Source organism: Bradyrhizobium murdochi (assembly GCF_000472965.1).
In the GTDB taxonomy this organism is placed as follows: Bacteria; Pseudomonadota; Alphaproteobacteria; order Rhizobiales; family Xanthobacteraceae; genus Bradyrhizobium; species Bradyrhizobium murdochi.
In genome coordinates this window covers 46,753-62,177 of sequence record NZ_AXAU01000016.1, presented here as the reverse complement: position 1 = coordinate 62,177, position 15,425 = coordinate 46,753, and the positions used below count along the sequence as shown (strand labels likewise).

Annotated in this window: 18 protein-coding genes and 1 pseudogene; 14 read left to right on the top strand and 5 right to left on the bottom strand. The window is 63.5% G+C overall.

Annotation, left to right across the window (positions count from 1 at the left end; all coding sequences use genetic code 11):
- Positions 1-158: 158 nt before the first annotated feature.
- From YUO_RS0126230 to YUO_RS0126220, 3 genes are all read right to left on the bottom strand, one after another.
- On the bottom strand, positions 159-551 hold the full coding sequence (locus tag YUO_RS0126230; RefSeq protein ID WP_028349938.1) for a carboxymuconolactone decarboxylase family protein: 393 nt from the start codon (positions 549-551) through the stop codon (positions 159-161).
- A gap of 109 nt (positions 552-660) precedes the next feature.
- The gene (gene pcaD, locus YUO_RS0126225) at positions 661-1,443 is read right to left on the bottom strand and encodes a 3-oxoadipate enol-lactonase (protein ID WP_028349937.1); all 783 of its coding nucleotides are present in this window, start codon (positions 1,441-1,443) and stop codon (positions 661-663) included.
- A gap of 17 nt (positions 1,444-1,460) precedes the next feature.
- A complete protein-coding gene (locus YUO_RS0126220) occupies positions 1,461-2,816 on the bottom strand; it encodes a 3-carboxy-cis,cis-muconate cycloisomerase (protein WP_028349936.1) in 1,356 nt (451 codons plus the stop codon).
- 166 nt (positions 2,817-2,982) lie between these two features.
- On the opposite strand from YUO_RS0126220, the gene YUO_RS0126215 reads away from it, so the two are divergent.
- The 12 genes and pseudogenes from YUO_RS0126215 to YUO_RS47930 all read left to right on the top strand — a co-directional run.
- Positions 2,983-3,429, top strand: a complete 447-nt coding sequence (locus tag YUO_RS0126215) for an SRPBCC family protein (protein WP_028349935.1) — start codon at positions 2,983-2,985, stop codon at positions 3,427-3,429.
- Between the two features lie 189 nt (positions 3,430-3,618).
- Positions 3,619-4,098: a (2Fe-2S)-binding protein gene (locus tag YUO_RS0126210; RefSeq protein WP_028349934.1), complete on the top strand. Its 480-nt coding sequence runs from the start codon at positions 3,619-3,621 to the stop codon at positions 4,096-4,098.
- A gap of 69 nt (positions 4,099-4,167) precedes the next feature.
- The gene (locus YUO_RS0126205; RefSeq protein WP_028349933.1) at positions 4,168-4,971 is read left to right on the top strand and encodes an FAD binding domain-containing protein; all 804 of its coding nucleotides are present in this window, start codon (positions 4,168-4,170) and stop codon (positions 4,969-4,971) included.
- A 49-nt stretch (positions 4,972-5,020) separates the two neighbouring features.
- On the top strand, positions 5,021-5,929 hold the full coding sequence (locus YUO_RS0126200) for an AAA family ATPase (protein ID WP_028349932.1): 909 nt from the start codon (positions 5,021-5,023) through the stop codon (positions 5,927-5,929).
- A gap of 78 nt (positions 5,930-6,007) precedes the next feature.
- Complete coding sequence (locus tag YUO_RS0126195) at positions 6,008-7,240, top strand: vWA domain-containing protein (protein WP_028349931.1); 1,233 nt, start codon at positions 6,008-6,010, stop codon at positions 7,238-7,240.
- 11 nt (positions 7,241-7,251) lie between these two features.
- Positions 7,252-7,581: an XdhC family protein gene (locus tag YUO_RS0126190; RefSeq protein ID WP_025589337.1), complete on the top strand. Its 330-nt coding sequence runs from the start codon at positions 7,252-7,254 to the stop codon at positions 7,579-7,581.
- A complete protein-coding gene (locus tag YUO_RS0126185; protein ID WP_028349930.1) occupies positions 7,578-8,282 on the top strand; it encodes an XdhC family protein in 705 nt (234 codons plus the stop codon). Before YUO_RS0126190 ends, YUO_RS0126185 begins: the two co-directional genes overlap by 4 nt.
- A complete protein-coding gene (locus tag YUO_RS0126180) occupies positions 8,279-9,883 on the top strand; it encodes an NTP transferase domain-containing protein (protein ID WP_028349929.1) in 1,605 nt (534 codons plus the stop codon). Before YUO_RS0126185 ends, YUO_RS0126180 begins: the two co-directional genes overlap by 4 nt.
- Before the next feature lie 237 nt (positions 9,884-10,120).
- Positions 10,121-10,510, top strand: coding sequence for a DUF4189 domain-containing protein (locus YUO_RS0126175; protein WP_028349928.1), 390 nt, complete (start codon positions 10,121-10,123; stop codon positions 10,508-10,510).
- A 172-nt stretch (positions 10,511-10,682) separates the two neighbouring features.
- Complete coding sequence (locus YUO_RS0126170) at positions 10,683-11,093, top strand: DUF2000 family protein (protein WP_028349927.1); 411 nt, start codon at positions 10,683-10,685, stop codon at positions 11,091-11,093.
- A gap of 220 nt (positions 11,094-11,313) precedes the next feature.
- The gene (locus YUO_RS0126160; RefSeq protein WP_035727690.1) at positions 11,314-12,180 is read left to right on the top strand and encodes an SMP-30/gluconolactonase/LRE family protein; all 867 of its coding nucleotides are present in this window, start codon (positions 11,314-11,316) and stop codon (positions 12,178-12,180) included.
- A gap of 68 nt (positions 12,181-12,248) precedes the next feature.
- Positions 12,249-12,374 (top strand): annotated as a pseudogene (locus YUO_RS47930) (DUF2000 family protein); the annotation flags it as partial.
- A 68-nt stretch (positions 12,375-12,442) separates the two neighbouring features.
- On the opposite strand, the gene YUO_RS0126150 reads toward YUO_RS47930, so the two are convergent.
- Both YUO_RS0126150 and YUO_RS0126145 read right to left on the bottom strand, forming a co-directional pair.
- Positions 12,443-12,634, bottom strand: coding sequence for a hypothetical protein (locus tag YUO_RS0126150; protein WP_028349924.1), 192 nt, complete (start codon positions 12,632-12,634; stop codon positions 12,443-12,445).
- 226 nt (positions 12,635-12,860) lie between these two features.
- Positions 12,861-13,178, bottom strand: a complete 318-nt coding sequence (locus tag YUO_RS0126145) for a hypothetical protein (RefSeq protein WP_028349923.1) — start codon at positions 13,176-13,178, stop codon at positions 12,861-12,863.
- Positions 13,179-13,550: 372 nt separating this feature from the next.
- Here YUO_RS0126145 and YUO_RS0126135 point away from each other — a divergent pair, with 372 nt between their 5' ends.
- Complete coding sequence (locus YUO_RS0126135; RefSeq protein ID WP_235782834.1) at positions 13,551-14,849, top strand: sulfite oxidase; 1,299 nt, start codon at positions 13,551-13,553, stop codon at positions 14,847-14,849.
- Entirely contained in the window at positions 14,846-15,196 is a 351-nt protein-coding gene (locus YUO_RS0126130) for a hypothetical protein (protein ID WP_028349920.1), read from the top strand. Before YUO_RS0126135 ends, YUO_RS0126130 begins: the two co-directional genes overlap by 4 nt.
- The last annotated feature ends 229 nt before the right edge of the window (positions 15,197-15,425 follow it).

Here is a 15,425-nt window from a genome sequence, read left to right as displayed (position 1 = left end):
TTCTTTTTGTGCGCTGCCACCTCCGTGTCCCGGACGCGGCGCAGCGCCCCTTGGCGGTGCGCCGCAGAGCCGGGACCCAGATGCAGCCGCCTTGGGTCCCGGCTCTGCGTCGCGTCACTTCATGCCGCGCCGCGTCCGGGACACGGGATAGCGCCGGGCTAGCTCCTCAGCAAACCCAATTCGGTGATGATCGCGTTCGCCTCCTTGACGGCGTGGTTGGCTGCCGGCACGCCGCAATAGATCGCCTGCTGGAGCAGGATTTCCTTGATGTCGTCGGGCGTGAAGCCGCCTTCGGCGAGCGCCGCGCGCACATGCAGGCGGAATTCATCCCACTGTCCCAGCGCCACCATGGTGCCGATCACGAGCACGCGGCGGGTGCGGTGGTCGAAATGCGGCCGGGTCCAGATGTCGCCCCAGGCATAGCGGGTGATCAGGTCCTGAAAATCGGTATTGAACGCGTTGCGGTTCTTGATCGACTTGTCGACCCATTCATCGCCGAGCACCTTGCGGCGCTGCGCCATGCCGTCGTCGCGGCGTTGGTTGTCGTCCATGGTAGATCTCTCCCCCGCCATTGCGAGGAGCGAAGCGACGAAGCAATCCACGTATCCGCAAGCGGTGATTGGATTGCTTCGCTTCGCTCGCAATGACGTCTCTGGTTAGCTACCGTTGCGTCAGAAAACCGATCACCGCGTCGGTGAAGGCGTGCGGTTGCTCGACATTCGAAATATGCGCGGCATCCAGCAGCGTCATGCTCGCGCCGGGAATCCGGCTGCGCATGAATTCGGCATCCGCGACCGTCGTCGACATGTCGTGACGGCCGGCGATCACCAGTGTCGGGCTCTTGATCTTGGGCAGCAGTTCGCGCTGATCGAGCGTCGACAGCGCCTCGCAGCAGGCGATGTAGCCCTCGACCGGCGTGGTCAGCATCATAGCCTTCATGTTGGCGGTGATCTGCGGCTCGCGCTCACGAAAGTCCGCGGTCAACCAGCCGGCAATGACGGTATCGGCGACGGCGGCGATGCCGCCTTCCTTCACCGCCTTGATGCGCTCGTGCCAGCGCGTCGGGTCCGGGTAATAGCAGGTCGTATTGGACAGGATGATCTTGCCGAATCTGTCGGGCGCGTTGGCGCCCAGCCATTGCCCGACCATGCCGCCCATCGAGAGGCCGCACCAATGCGTCCGCGCGATGTTGAGATCGTCGAGGATCGCCAGCACGTCGCGGCCGAAGCGTTCCAGCGAGTAGGGCCCGGGCGGCACGCTCGACTTGCCATGGCCGCGCCGGTCGTAGCGGATGACGCGGAACACCTGGGTGAGCGCCTTCATCTGCGGCTCCCACATCTGCATGGTCGAGCCCAGCGAATTCGACAGCATCAGCGTCGGCCCGCCGTCGCGGCCTTCGACGGATACGTTGAGCAGGCAACCGTCGGCGTTGATCATCGGCATGGCAGTTCTCCGGCTTCTTATTTGTCGTCCAGCGAAGCGAGCAGGCGGTCTATCAGGGCTTGCGAGGCGCCCTGATAGGCCATCGGCTCGAACAGTTTTGCAATCGTGTCGGCATCAAGCTGTGCGGTGACGTTCGCATCCTCTAGCAGCACATCGCGTAGATGTTTCTTGTCCTTGACTGCCTTCCTGCTGGCAGCCTCGACCAGATGGTGCGCGTCACTCTTGCCGATCTTTTCGGCCAACGCCATCGCCACCGCTTCGGCCATGATCAGCCCGTCGGTCGCGTCGAGATTGGCGTGCATACGCGCGGCGTCGACTTCGAGCCCTTCCGCGATATCCACAATGGCCGACAGCGCGCCCGAGGTGACGAGCAGTAGCGTCGGCAGTGTCGGCCATTCCGCGTGCCACGGACCGGCGCTGCGCTCGTGATCCTGCACTTGCGCAGCAAATATTGTCGCCGCAAGATTGGGCGCCTGAGTGGCTGCTGCGAGCGCGCTGGCTGCCGCCACCGGATTGCGCTTGTGCGGCATGGTGGAAGAGCCGCCGCGGCCTTCGCCCGAGGGCTCGAACGCTTCGCCGACATCGGTCTGCATCATTAAGGAGACATCGCGCGCGATCTTGCCGCAGGTGCCGGCGATGATGGCCAATACAGAAGCTGCTTCGGCGATGCGGTCGCGGTGGGTGTGCCAGGGCGCGTCCGGCAGTGGCAGCTTCAGTTCGTCGGCCAGTTTTTCCGCGACCGCTAATCCCTTGTCTCCGAGGGCCGCGAGCGTGCCGGCGGCGCCGCCGAATTGCAGGGCCAGCGACTCGCTGCGCACGCGCTGCAGGCGCAGCTTCGAGCGATGCAATGCAGCGGCATATTCGGCGAGCTTTAGTCCGAACGGCATCGGCAGCGCATGCTGCAGCCAGGTGCGGGCGACCACCGGCGTGTGGCGGTGCTGTCGCGCCAGTCCGGCAAAGCCTGCGATCGCGCGATCGATGTCGGCGAGCAGCGCATCGATGCCGGCACGAAGGCCGAGCATGGCGGCGGTGTCGATGACGTCCTGGCTGGTCGCACCCCAATGCACATAGCGCGCAGCGGCGGCATCCAATTTGGCGACATTTGCGGTCAGCGCCTTGACCAGGGGGATGGCGAGGTTGCCGGCCTTGGTCGCCGCTTCAGCCAATGCGGCGATGTCAAATGATTCGGCTCGGCACGCGCTGGTAATCGGGTCGGCCGCGCTTGCCGGAATCACCCCGGCTGCAGTCTCGGCGCGCGCCAGCGCTGCTTCGAAATCCAGCATGTTTTGCAGGCTCGCCATGTCGTCGCAGACGGCGCGCATCGCCGCGCTCGAGAGCATCGGGGCAAGCAAGGGGGAGAGGGACGTGCTCATTGACGAGACCTAACCATTCCGGCCAGTCAATGCCAATGCCCCTTGTCGGGTTCGCGCCTGCTGCGGTTGCGAATATGCATCGCCCATTGCGCCAGCGGCCTTCCCTTTGGCCCGGGCGTGCTTTACTTGGGGCTATCAGGTTGACGCGATCCAGGAGGGCACCCCCATGGCCATGACGATGAACGGCGAAGTCCAGCTTCCGGCGTCGCGCGAGGCCGTGTGGGCCAAACTGAACGATCCGGAAGTGCTGAAGGCTTGTATCCCCGGTTGCGAGGAGCTGGAAAAGACTGATGAAACCAGCTTCCGCGCCATCGCCAAAATGAAGGTCGGGCCGGTCTCGGCCCGCTTCAAGGGCAAGGTCATGCTGAGCGATCTCGACCCGCCCAACGGCTACAAGATCTCCGGCGAAGGCGAGGGCGGCGTTGCCGGCTTCGCCAAGGGCGGCGCCACGGTGGCGCTGACCGAAAAGGATGGCGGCACACTCTTGAGCTACAACGTCGAAGCGCAGATCGGCGGCAAGCTGGCCCAGCTCGGACAGCGCCTGATCAACGGCGCGGCCAAAAAGCTGGCCGACGAGTTCTTCGCCAATTTCGGCAAGGCCGTGCAGGGCTGATTCTCGCGAGTCCGATCCCGCGAGGCCCCCTCCGATAGCCCCGTCAAGTCACTCAGGCCATGCCCCAGAAGAGGGGCTCGTTGGGGCTCCTGAGGTTGCTCATTATCGGGATGGCCCATATTATGGGCTTTGGAATGACTATAAACGTCTGCGTTGCCCGCTCCGGCAGTGCGGCCCAAGAGAGTGGTGATGGCCAAGATTTCCCTGATCGTGAACGGTAATCCCGTAAACGCCAACGTCGATCCGCGTACCCTTCTGGTCCAGTTTCTGCGGGAAAATCTCCGGCTGACGGGCACCCATGTCGGCTGCGACACTTCGCAGTGCGGCGCCTGCGTCGTGCATCTCGACGGCAAGGCGGTCAAATCCTGCACCACGCTTGCGGTGATGGCTGATGGCCACGAGGTCAAGACCATCGAGGGCCTGGCGCCCGACGGCGCGCCGCTGCACCCGATGCAGGAAGCTTTTCGCGAGCATCACGGATTGCAGTGCGGCTTTTGCACGCCTGGCATGATCATGACCGCGGTCGATCTGGTTAACCGCAAGGGCCACGACCTTTCGGACCATGTCATCCGCGAGGAGCTCGAAGGCAATCTGTGCCGCTGCACCGGCTATCAGAATATCGTGACCTCCATCGCTGCCGGCGCCAAGGCAATGGCCAAATCCGCTTAACCGACATGCCCGCTCAATCGACAAGTTCGCCTAATCGATTTCATCGCGAATAGCGATCAGGAAGTTCTCATGTACGAATTCAAATATCATCGGCCAGCGACCGTGCGGCAGGCCGCCAATCTCCTGGTGAAGAACGAAGACGCCAAGGTGATTGCCGGCGGCCACACGCTGGTGCCGGTCATGAAGCAGCGGCTCGCCAGCCCGCCGCATCTGGTCGATCTCTCGCACATCGAAGGGCTCGATGCGATCGAGATGAAGGGCCGTTCGCTGGTGATCGGCGCGACCGCCACGCATGCCGATGTCGCGACGTCGCCCATCGTCGGCGAGGCCATTCCGGCGCTCGCCGAACTCGCCGGCGGAATCGGCGATCCCGCGGTGCGCCACAAGGGTACGCTCGGCGGCTCGCTCGCTAATAACGACCCGACGGCGGATTATCCCGCGGCCGTGCTCGCGCTCGGCGCCACCATCGTCACCAACAAGCGCCGGCTGAAGGCGGAGGAATTCTTCCAGGGCCTGTTCACGACCGCGCTCGAAAGCGATGAAATCATCACCAAGGTAATGTTCCCGCTGCCGAAGAAGGCGGCTTACGTCAAATTCCGCAACCAGGCCTCGCGTTATGCGCTGGTCGGCGTGTTCGTCGCCAGGCGCCCGTCCGACGTGCGCGTCGCCGTCACCGGCGCCGGCTCTGAGGGCGTATTCCGCGCCACCCAGTTCGAGGAAGCGCTGAAGAAGCGTTTCTCGCACAAGGTACTGGACGGCATTTCGGCATCGCCCGAAGGGCTGAACAGCGATCTACACGGCAGCGCTGAATATCGCGCGCATCTGATCGGCGTGCTGACGCGCCGCGCCGTCGAAGCCGCGACGGCGAAGTAGGCTTGCCGGTTATTTTGCCGATTTCCGGCGCATCAAGATTGGCCATCGCATGAGTGCATCGACGCTGCCCAAATCCGTCGATGGGATGCTGGAGCTATTGACTTCGCGCGGCTATCTCGCGGAGCGGTCGCTGGCGACGGTCGCCTATCTGTCGCTGCGCATGGGCCGGCCCTTGTTTCTCGAAGGCGAAGCCGGCGTCGGCAAGACCGAAATCGCAAAGGTCCTGTCGGCCGCGCTCGGACGCAAGCTGATCCGCCTGCAGTGCTATGAGGGGCTCGACGTCGCCTCCGCGGTCTACGAGTGGAGCAGCGCGGCGCAGATGATCGCGATCCGGCTGGCAGAGGCCGCCGGCGATACCGACCGCGAGCAGTTGTCGTCGGATATCTTTGCCGAGCGTTTTCTGATCAAGCGCCCGCTGTTGCAGGCGCTGGAGCCCGATGTCGCCGGCGCGCCGGTGCTCTTGATCGACGAACTCGACCGCGCCGACGAGGCGTTCGAGGCGTATCTCCTGGAAATCCTCAGCGACTTCCAGGTCACGATCCCCGAATTCGGCACCATCAAGGCGCCGCATCCGCCGATCGTCATCATCACATCGAACCGCACCCGCGAGATCCACGACGCGCTGAAGCGCCGCTGCCTCTATCACTGGGTGGATTACCCCGAGGCCGAGCGCGAGCTTGCGATCGTCAAGTCGCGCGTGCCGGGCATTTCCGCAAAGCTGTCGCAGCAGGTCGTTCACTTCGTGCAGGCGCTGCGCGATCAGGATTTTTACAAGTCGCCGGGCGTTGCCGAAACCATCGACTGGGCGACTGCGCTGACCGAGCTCGACGCCCGCTCGCTGACGCCGCAACTGGTCGGCGACACGCTCGGAGCGCTGCTGAAATACCAGGACGACATCGCGCGCATGCAGGGCGATACGCTGCAAAAGGTTTTGAAGGACGCGACGAGCGAGACATAGCTGTCGTCATTCCGGGGCGCACGCAGTGCGAACCCGGAATCTCGAGATTCCGGGTCTCGTCCTGCGGACCATCCCGGAATGACGAGAGTGGAAACCGGGTTGACCATGACCACCATCGACCACCTCAATCCCCCGACCGGCCACATGGCCGACAATGTCGTCGGCTTCGGCCGCGCGCTGCGCGCTGCCGGCATTCCCGTGGGACCTGGTGCCGTGATCGACGCCCTCGACGCGCTGCAGGCGATCGAGATCGGCAACCGTGCCGATGTCTACGCCACGCTGGAAGCGATCTTCGTCAAGCGCCACGAGCATATGCTGATCTTTGCCCAAGCCTTCGACCTGTTCTTCCGCGCCGCCGAGGACTTGAAGCACATGCTGGATTCGGTGCCGTTGCCCGATCACGCCAAAAAGAAGCCGCCGCCGGCCTCGCGCCGCGTGCAGGAGGCGTTGGCGCAGCCCTCGGCGCGCGATGAGGTACCGCAAGTCCAGGAGCAGGAACTGCGGCTGTCGGTCTCCGACAAGGAGATCCTGCAGAAGAAGGACTTTGCACAGATGAGCGCGGCCGAGATCGCGGAAGTGACCCGCGCCATTGCCAATATGAAGCTGCCGCAGGCCGAGTTGCGCACCCGCCGCTATCAGCCCGATGCCAAGGGCCTGCGGCTCGACATGCGCCGAACCTTGCGCAGCAGTCTCCGCACCGGCGGCGAGATCATCGATATCCGAAAGCTCGGCCGGATCGAAAAGCCGGCGCCGATCGTGGCGCTGCTCGATATATCCGGCTCCATGAGCGAATATACCCGCCTGTTCCTGCATTTCCTCCATGCCATCACCGACGCGCGCAAGCGTGTCTCGGTGTTCCTGTTCGGCACGCGACTCACCAACGTGACGCGGGCGTTGCGGGCGCGCGATCCCGACGAAGCGTTGGCGAGCTGTTCGTCTTCGGTGGAGGACTGGGCCGGCGGCACCCGCATCGCTACCTCGCTGCACTCCTTCAACAAATTGTGGGGGCGCCGCGTGCTCGGGCAGGGCGCCATCGTGCTCTTGATCTCCGACGGGCTGGAGCGCGAGGCGGATGCCAAGCTCGCCTTCGAGATGGACCGGCTGCACCGGTCCTGCCGCCGCCTGATCTGGCTTAATCCATTGCTGCGCTACAGCGGCTTCGAGGCCAAGGCGCAGGGCATCAAAATGATGCTGCCGCACGTTGACGAATTCCGCCCGGTGCATAACTTGACCTCGATGGAAGGGCTGATCGAGGCGCTTTCGGCGCCGCCTCCGCCGCACCACATGAGCCGCATCCGCTCAGCAGCTTGAAAGGGCATCCCATGCTCAATCGCGACGAAGACATTCTGCAGGCCGCCGAAAACTGGCAGAAGGCCGGTCACGGCGTGGCGCTGGCGACCGTGGTCGAGACCTGGGGCTCGGCGCCGAGGCCTGCGGGCTCCAGCCTCGTCATCAACGACGACGGCACGTTTTTAGGCTCGGTCTCTGGCGGCTGTGTCGAAGGCGCCGTCGTCACCGAGGCGCTCGACGTGATCGCCAGCGGCAAACCCAAAATGCTGGAATTCGGCGTTGCCGACGAGACCGCCTGGAATGTGGGGTTGTCCTGCGGCGGCACTATCCGCGTCTTCGTCGAGAAGGTTGGCCAATCGTGAAGCTGGAAACCCTCACACAGGTCAATGCCGAGCGCGCCGCGCGCCGGCCGGTCATCGTGGTCACCGATGTCGCCAATGGCGATCAGCGGTTGGTGAAGGCCAAGGACATCGCGACCGATCCCTTGAGCGCCGAGCTTTCAAAGCAGCTCCGCATGGGCAAGAGCGGCATGATCGAATCCGGCGGCAAGAAGCTGTTTCTCAACGTTTATGCGCCGACCGCACGGCTTGTTATTGTCGGCGCAGTCCATATCAGCCAGGCGCTGGCGCCGCTGGCGCGCTCGCTTGACTACGACGTCACGGTGGTGGATCCGCGCACGGCGTTCGCCAGCCCCGAGCGCTTTCCCGATGTGCCGCTGATCGCGGAATGGCCCGATGTGGCGCTGCCGCCGCTCAACATCGATCACTACACGGCGTTTGTCGCGCTGACGCACGATCCGAAGATCGACGACCCGGCGCTGCTGCACGCGTTTGAACGCGAGTGCTTCTATATCGGCGCGCTCGGCTCGCGAAAGACCCACGCCAAGCGCGCCGAGCGGCTGAAGGCGCAGGGCGCTGCGGATGCCGATATCGCGCGCATCCATGCGCCGATCGGCCTTTCGATCGGCGCGGTGTCGCCCTCGGAGATCGCGGTCGCGATCATGGCCGAGATCACCGCCGAGCTGCGGCTGCCGAAAGAAACCGCGAAGGTGCAGGCGGCATGAAGTTCGGTCCCGCCAGTCCGGCCGATGCGATTGGCGGCGTCACTGTGCATACGCTGCGGCAGGGGCCGCTGGTGCTGAAGAAAGGCACCACGATCGGGCCTGCCGAAGTCGAGGCGCTCGACAAGGCAGGCGTCAAGGCAATCGTCGTGGTGCGGCTGGAGCAGGGCGACGTCTCCGAAGACGAAGCCGCCGCCAGCATCGCGCAGGCCGTCGCGGGCGAGGGCGTCAATGTCGAGCGCGCCTTTACCGGCCGCGCCAATCTGTTCGCAGCACAGGCCGGCGTCTTGGTGATCGACCGCGCCGCGGTCGACCGCATCAACGGCGTCGACGAAGCCATCACCTTTGCGACGCTCGCAGCCTTCAAGCCGGTGGTCGAAGGCGAGATGATCGCGACCGTAAAACTGATTCCGTTCGGCGTCGAAGCGAAGTTGCGCGACGCGGCCGTGGCCGCCGCAGGCCGCGACGTGCTGCGGATTGCGCCTTATGTCATCAAGCGGGTCGGCGTGGTCTCAACGCTACTGCCAGGGCTCTCGCCAAAAGTCATCGACAAGACGCTGCGCGTGACGGCGGAGCGGCTGGCGCCGGCCGGTGCCAGCATCATCGCCGAACGGCGCGTGCCGCATGACGAGGCGGCGCTGGCTTCCTCGATCAAGGAATTGCTCGGCCTCGGCGCTGAACTGGTGATCGTGTTCGGCGCCTCCGCCATCGCCGACCGCCGCGACGTGATTCCGGCCGCAATCAGCGAAATCGGCGGCGCCATCGAGCATTTCGGCATGCCGGTCGATCCCGGCAATCTGCTCCTGATCGGCAGCGCCGGCGGCGTGCCGGTGCTGGGCGCACCGGGCTGCGCACGTTCGCCGGTCGAAAACGGTTTCGACTGGGTGCTGATGCGGCTTCTCGCTGGGCTGAAGGTCACGCGCGCTGAAATCACCGGCCTCGGCGTCGGCGGCCTGCTGATGGAAATCGTGACAAGGCCGCAGCCGCGCACGGTTGCCGATACCGAGGCCAACCGCAACGTCACGGCCATCGTGCTTGCCGCCGGCCGCTCGACCCGCATGGGCGGTCCCAACAAGCTCTTGGCCGAGATCGACGGCAAGAAGCTGGTGCGGATCGTGGCCGAGCAGGCGCTGGCCTCGAAGGCAACGGATGTGATCGTCGTTACCGGCCACCAGGCCGAATTGGTCGAGCAGGCACTGGCAGGCCTCAATGTAAAATTCGTCCGCAACCCGGATTTCGCCGGCGGACTGGCTTCATCGGTGAAGGCCGGCATCGCCGCGGTGCCCGACAGCGCCGACGGTGCCGTCGTCTGCCTCGGCGATATGCCGCTGATCTCGGCAAAACTGATCGACCAGTTGATCGAGACGTTTGCGCCGGACCGCGGCCACCTGATCGCCGTCCCCGTCAGCGACGGCCGCCGCGGCAATCCCGTGCTGTGGTCGCGCCGCTTCTTCAGGGAATTGATGACGCTGGAAGGCGACGTCGGCGCCCGTCACCTGATCGCCAAGCACACCGAGGCCGTGGCCGAAGTGCCGGTCGAGGGAAACAGCGCCTTCCTCGACATCGACACGCCGCAAGCGCTGGAGGCGGCAAGGCGATCGTAAAGCAACCACCGCTGTCGTCCCAGCCTGAGCCGGGACCCATAACCACCGCGGCCGATTGTAGCGACGAGCTGGAGCCACAGCTTGGCCCAAGCCACGTCATCCTGTGGTTATGGGTCCCGGCTCAAGGCCGGGACGACGACGTGGATAGACCGACGCTTCCATTCTCAATCAACCGTTCACCAACTGGAAACTCCCTCGGCTTAGATTCTTCCCGTTACCTCGGGGGAGGGGATTTTGATCGTTTCGACTGTCGCGGCACAGCGCCGCGCGCTGTTCGTCGTTGCATTGACACTGATATTGGCCGTCTCGAGCTACATCACCAAGGCATGGGCGGCCGGCGCGTTTGCGGTTGGCAAATGCGGCGCCTACGGCCAGGCCTACGATTATCCCGCTGAGGAAACGGCACGTGCCGCGGCGCTGAAGCAATGCAAGGGCGCCTGCACCGCGGTCACCATGAAGCGCGCCTGCGCCGCGTTCGCCATCGACCTGACCAACCCCTGCGGCCCCCACGGCTATGCCGTGAAACCGAAAATCACCAGCTCGCTCAACGCCGCGACCAAGAAATGCTACGAGTTTGGCGGCAAGGAATGCGTGATCCGCGCCTGGGCCTGCGACGCCAAGGGGTGATAGGTTGACCCTCATCCTGAGGAGCGCGGAACGCGCGTCTCGAAGGATGAAGGCCGGCTCGGGCCTCATGGTTCTCCCGGCGATGCGTAGCGTCGTCCGGAGACGGCGTTGCGCGCCTCCTCACCATGAGGAGCTGAACTCATCCGAACGCTCAAACATGCGGTAACTCACAATGCAATTCGACACCAAGATCGCGGTCGTGATCCGGACCGATCTCGAGGCCTGGCAGAAGCTCAACGTTGCCTCCTTCCTCGCCGGCGGCATTGCCGCAGCGTTTCCCGAATGTATCGGCGAGCCCTATGGCGACGGTTCCGGCACCAGATATCTGTCGCTGATCGGCCAGCCGATCCTGATCTACGGCGCTGACCGTCCGGCGCTGTCCCGCGCGCTCGAACGGGCGCTCGCCCGCAACGTCACGCCCGCGGTCTATACCGAGGACATGTTCAAGACCACGCATGATGCCGCCAACCGCGAGGTGGTTAAGGGCGTGATCCGTGCCGAGCTCAACCTGGTCGGGCTCGCGATGCGCGCTGAGCGTAAGGTGGTCGACAAGATCGTCGACGGATTGAAGTTTCACAGCTAGGCGTTTTCGAAAGCCTGAGCTATTGGCCCGGGTTGCGCCAGGCTGGCCTCGTTGAAGAGGTAATAGAATAACGAGTGACCCCAGGGCAGCCACTGCGATTGACCTACCAAGTCAGACTGCATCTGCCCGACTAACCCGGCGGCGCAATTTCAAAGAAGAGCTGAGGAACATCTGCCGTAACAGGCTTGTTCGTTCGTCGGGGCAGCACGAGGAGGCTACCATGAGGACACCTCAGCTCTCCGCACTAATGTTAGCTGTTCTTACCTTCAGCGCCGGCGCCGCGGAACCTCAGAAGCTGTGGGAGGCGAGTGGCTTCAAGAACCCCGAATCGGCGGTCTTCGACCGAACTGCGGGGGCGGTCTATGTGTCGAACGTCAACGGCGATGCGATGAAAAAGGATGGGAATGGCTTCGTTTCAAAGCTCGGGCCGGATGGAAAGGTCGTAACAATCGAGTGGATCAAGGGGCTCGACAGTCCGACCGGGCTCGCGCTTGCCGATGGCAAGCTCTACGTCGCAGATGTGGACCGGATCGCGGAAATCGACCCCGCCAAGGGCGAAGTCGTAAACCGGTTCGAGGCACCCGGATCCAAGTTCTTGAACGACCTCGCCGCCGACAAGAGTGGACGGATTTACGCTTCCGATATGGTGTCAAACAGCATTTGGGTGCTCGACGGCGGCAAGCTGTCTCTCCTGATGCAGGATGACGCGCTCGAAAATCCGAACGGGCTCCTCGCCGAGGACGGCCGGCTTGTGGTTGCGTCGTGGGGCAAGATGGCCCCGGACTTCTCGACGAAGGTGCCCGGCCGCATGAAGGCGGTCGATCTCGCGACGAAGAAAGTGTCCGATCTGGGAAGCTCGGCACCAGTCGGCAATCTTGACGGCGTCGAACCCGATGGCAAGGGCGGCTACCTCGTCACCGATTGGATGACCGGCGGGCTGTTTCGCATCGCGAGCGATGGCACAGCGACGCGCCTCCTTCCGCTCGCGAAGGGGAGCGCCGATCTCGGGATGGGGCCGGATGGTACCGTCATGATCCCGATGATGATGGAAGGCACTGTTGTGGCTTACAGGGTCGATACACGCTGAGAATAGGCGTGCGCCTGGCCTGAGCCGAGCTTCTGATGAAGTGCACTGCGGCCACGAATGGTCAGATCACGCGTGATGCCGCCAATCGCGAGGTGGTGAGGGCGGAGATCCGTGCCGAGCTCAACCTGGTCGGGCTCGCGATGCGCGCCGAGCGCAAGGTGGTCAACAAGGTCGTCGACGGGCTGAAGTTTCATTATCTAGAGCAGTCGACCGACAAGTTCAGAGCGGTCGGCGGGCGTCGTTTTGATGCGCACCATGTCGCTTAGTCTTCGTCCGGCTCGCGTACGATCGGCGCTTCGTCGGCGCCCTCTTCTTCGTCCTCGTCCTCTTCCTCTTCCTCTTCGTCCTCGCCGTCTTCATCAGGATCTCGAGGCGGCATCGTGTTGTCCACGATCACGAAGGGATTCCAGTCGATCAACCTCGTTGAACGTTCCTCGGGGATGTGTGGGGTCATGTTGTTGCTCCTTGGATGTGACCGCGTGACATTTTACCCCTTCTCGCCTCTTGCGTGAGGGTTGGGGCACATCGTTTGCGGAGCATGCCAGCGATGGTCCGCATGCGGCGGCTCTATTCGCGATGTCGAGCTAAGAGGCGCGCATCTCGTTCACGCCACTGAAAACCGACGAACGGACATCGTTCCGACTGCGCGTTCCTACACCAAGCCGTGGCCATCCTGCGCCTCAACTCTGCAATCCGACAAATCCACGCAGCTTCTTGACCGTCTCGGCAGCTTCGTTGGCTTCCTCGGTGGTCAGGACGGTGATCTCGCCATTGCGCCTGTGCATGACGCTGTGGTGGATTGGCGCGCCTGAAAGGCTGTCCACGTCTGACTTCACCGCGATGTCGTCGATTTCGGAGAGCGGGAACTCGACTGGCTTCTTGTTCCACAGCAACATTTTCTGCTGCAGGATCGCCTTGCCGGAATCCTTGTCGAAAGTAAGCGTGGTCGAGCCTGCTTTCAGAACGAGCTTGCTCGGAGCTTCTTGGATACTAGTCATGGCAGGTCTCCGCTGTTTCCAACTTTGACTTGGCGCTATCGGGCGATGCCTCGATAGAGACGATAACCTGCCCCTCAGCGACCGGTGATGATGATTGCTGCCAGTAAAGAAGTGCGAGCAATGCATGTCTGACGACAAGCGTGTCCCGCCTTTCTTGTGCGGCGGTCGCATTTTGCGAATCTCGCAAGGTTTGTCGGCCGTGTCGAGCGGCAAATTGACGCCAATGCCGGACGCCTCGAAGCGCACGATCCTGCGCGGCGGCTCCAGGCCGTCTTGCGGCAAGGCCGCAAAACGCGAATACTCCCGCCAGCCGGGTTTCCTGAAGGGAACTGCGGCCAAAAAGCCCGGCATAGGGCAATGAGGGAGGATATCATGGCGCGGGAGTCCGGGCGCGATGCGCCCAACGGCAACAATTTCAATACCAGCCGGCGCAGATTTTTGGGCAGTTCAGGACTGGCTGCGATCGGCGCCGTCATCGGAGGCGCGACGCCGCTGTCACGCAACGGCGGCGGAATCCCTCAGGCCCATGCGCAGGCCGCTCCGGCCGCATCCCCTCCGGCCAAGGGACCGCAATACCTGAAATATCCAGGCAAGCACGAAGGCCTCGTCGTGCTCGGCGAAAAGCCGCTGGTTGCCGAGACGCCGGAAAGCCTGCTCGACGACGACACCACGCCGATCGAGAAGTTTTACATCCGCAACAACGGGCAGATCCCCGAGGAGGCGAAGGATCCCGACGCCTGGAAGATCACTATCGATGGTGAGGTTAACAACAAACTCGAGATCACGCTCGGCGAGTTGAAGTCAAAATACAGGGCCGTGACGCGGCGCATGGTGCTGGAATGCGGCGGCAACGGCCGTGCGGGCTTCTCGCCGCCGGCGCGCGGCAACCAGTGGAACAATGGCGGGGCGGGCTGCGCCGAATGGACCGGCGTGCCGCTCGCCGATCTGCTCAAGAAGGCGGGCCTGAAGCCATCAGCAAAATACACCGCACATTATGCGGCCGATCTTCATCTGTCGGGCGACCCCAATAAGCCGAGCCTCTCACGCGGCGTGCGGCTGGAGAAGGCGATGGATCCCAACACGATGATCGTGTGGGCCATGAACGGCAAGCCGCTGCCGAACATCCATGGCGGGCCGGTGCGCCTGGTTGTTCCAGGCTGGTCAGGCTCGGCCTCGCAGAAATGGCTGACGCGCATCACCATCCGCGACCGCGAGCATGATGGCCCCGGCATGACGGAGTTTTCCTACCGCACCCCGATCAAGCCGATGGTGCCCGGCGGCAAGGCCGATCCGGCAAACTTCCGCATTCTGGAATCGATGCCGGTGCGCTCGATCATCACCAATCCGGCCAACGGCGCCAAGTTCGCGGCCGGCACCAAGGAGCTGAAGCTGCGCGGTGCCTCCTGGGCCGGCGATCTCACCGTCAAGCAGGTGGATATCTCGACCGATTTCGGCGCGAGTTGGCAGCGGGCCACGCTTGAGAAACCGAAGAACAAGTATGACTGGCAGCGCTGGACCGCGACCTTGAAACTGCCGAGTGACGGCTATTTCGAGATCTGGGCGCGCGCCACCGATTCCAAGGGCGCGATGCAGCCGCATCAGGCCGGCTTCTGGAATCCGCAAGGCTATGGCGGCAACGCCATGCATCGCATCGCCGTGCTGGTCGGATGATGCAGCGCTTGGTGTGGTTCGCGATGGCCGGCGCGCTCTGGATCGTGCCGGCCATGGCGCAGACAAACTTTGCGCCACGCGAGGAAAGTCCGGAGGAGTTTCCCGCAGGTCCCGGCCGCGACGAGACCTTCTACGCCTGCACCGCCTGCCACGGTTTCCGTCTGGTGGCGCAGCAGGGCATGACGCGCGCGCAGTGGGAGGATTCGATCAACCTGATGATCCGCCGCCACAACATGCCGCCGCTCGACGACAAGGACCGCGAAAAGGTCCTAAGCTATCTCGAGACGGCCTATCCGCCGCGCGCGCCCACGGGCCGGGGAGGCTGGGTGAACCCATTCGCGAAGTGAGCGCTCGCGACTCACACTCCGCCCAGTGATCTCGCAGATCAGATGATTCGCTTGGGCCGGCGGACATGCGTATTTGATATTACAGCCATGTGATTGCGTCAGGCATTTTGCGCGGCGAGGTGCAAAATTGATGCATGAGTGCGAGGTATTTGATCTCGCATTTGTTGGCACCAGTACCTATCTCTCGTATCAGGGAAGGAAATTCGCCCAAGGACAACTCCGATAAAGG

Excerpts from the sequence above, each read along its gene's own strand:
- YUO_RS0126130 (WP_028349920.1), top strand. The coding sequence starts at position 14,846 with ATGATGCAGCGCTTGGTGTGGTTCGCGATGGCCGGCGCGCTCTGGATC.
- YUO_RS0126190 (WP_025589337.1), top strand. The coding sequence starts at position 7,252 with ATGCTCAATCGCGACGAAGACATTCTGCAGGCCGCCGAAAACTGGCAG.
- YUO_RS0126170 (WP_028349927.1), top strand. The coding sequence starts at position 10,683 with ATGCAATTCGACACCAAGATCGCGGTCGTGATCCGGACCGATCTCGAG.
- YUO_RS0126160 (WP_035727690.1), top strand. The coding sequence starts at position 11,314 with ATGAGGACACCTCAGCTCTCCGCACTAATGTTAGCTGTTCTTACCTTC.
- YUO_RS0126145 (WP_028349923.1), bottom strand. The coding sequence starts at position 13,178 with ATGACTAGTATCCAAGAAGCTCCGAGCAAGCTCGTTCTGAAAGCAGGC.
- pcaD (WP_028349937.1), bottom strand. The coding sequence starts at position 1,443 with ATGCCGATGATCAACGCCGACGGTTGCCTGCTCAACGTATCCGTCGAA.
- YUO_RS0126205 (WP_028349933.1), top strand. The coding sequence starts at position 4,168 with ATGTACGAATTCAAATATCATCGGCCAGCGACCGTGCGGCAGGCCGCC.
- YUO_RS0126180 (WP_028349929.1), top strand. The coding sequence starts at position 8,279 with ATGAAGTTCGGTCCCGCCAGTCCGGCCGATGCGATTGGCGGCGTCACT.
- YUO_RS0126210 (WP_028349934.1), top strand. The coding sequence starts at position 3,619 with ATGGCCAAGATTTCCCTGATCGTGAACGGTAATCCCGTAAACGCCAAC.
- YUO_RS0126135 (WP_235782834.1), top strand. The coding sequence starts at position 13,551 with ATGGCGCGGGAGTCCGGGCGCGATGCGCCCAACGGCAACAATTTCAAT.
- YUO_RS0126230 (WP_028349938.1), bottom strand. The coding sequence starts at position 551 with ATGGACGACAACCAACGCCGCGACGACGGCATGGCGCAGCGCCGCAAG.
- YUO_RS0126200 (WP_028349932.1), top strand. The coding sequence starts at position 5,021 with ATGAGTGCATCGACGCTGCCCAAATCCGTCGATGGGATGCTGGAGCTA.
- YUO_RS0126195 (WP_028349931.1), top strand. The coding sequence starts at position 6,008 with ATGACGAGAGTGGAAACCGGGTTGACCATGACCACCATCGACCACCTC.
- YUO_RS0126220 (WP_028349936.1), bottom strand. The coding sequence starts at position 2,816 with ATGAGCACGTCCCTCTCCCCCTTGCTTGCCCCGATGCTCTCGAGCGCG.
- YUO_RS0126215 (WP_028349935.1), top strand. The coding sequence starts at position 2,983 with ATGGCCATGACGATGAACGGCGAAGTCCAGCTTCCGGCGTCGCGCGAG.
- YUO_RS0126150 (WP_028349924.1), bottom strand. The coding sequence starts at position 12,634 with ATGACCCCACACATCCCCGAGGAACGTTCAACGAGGTTGATCGACTGG.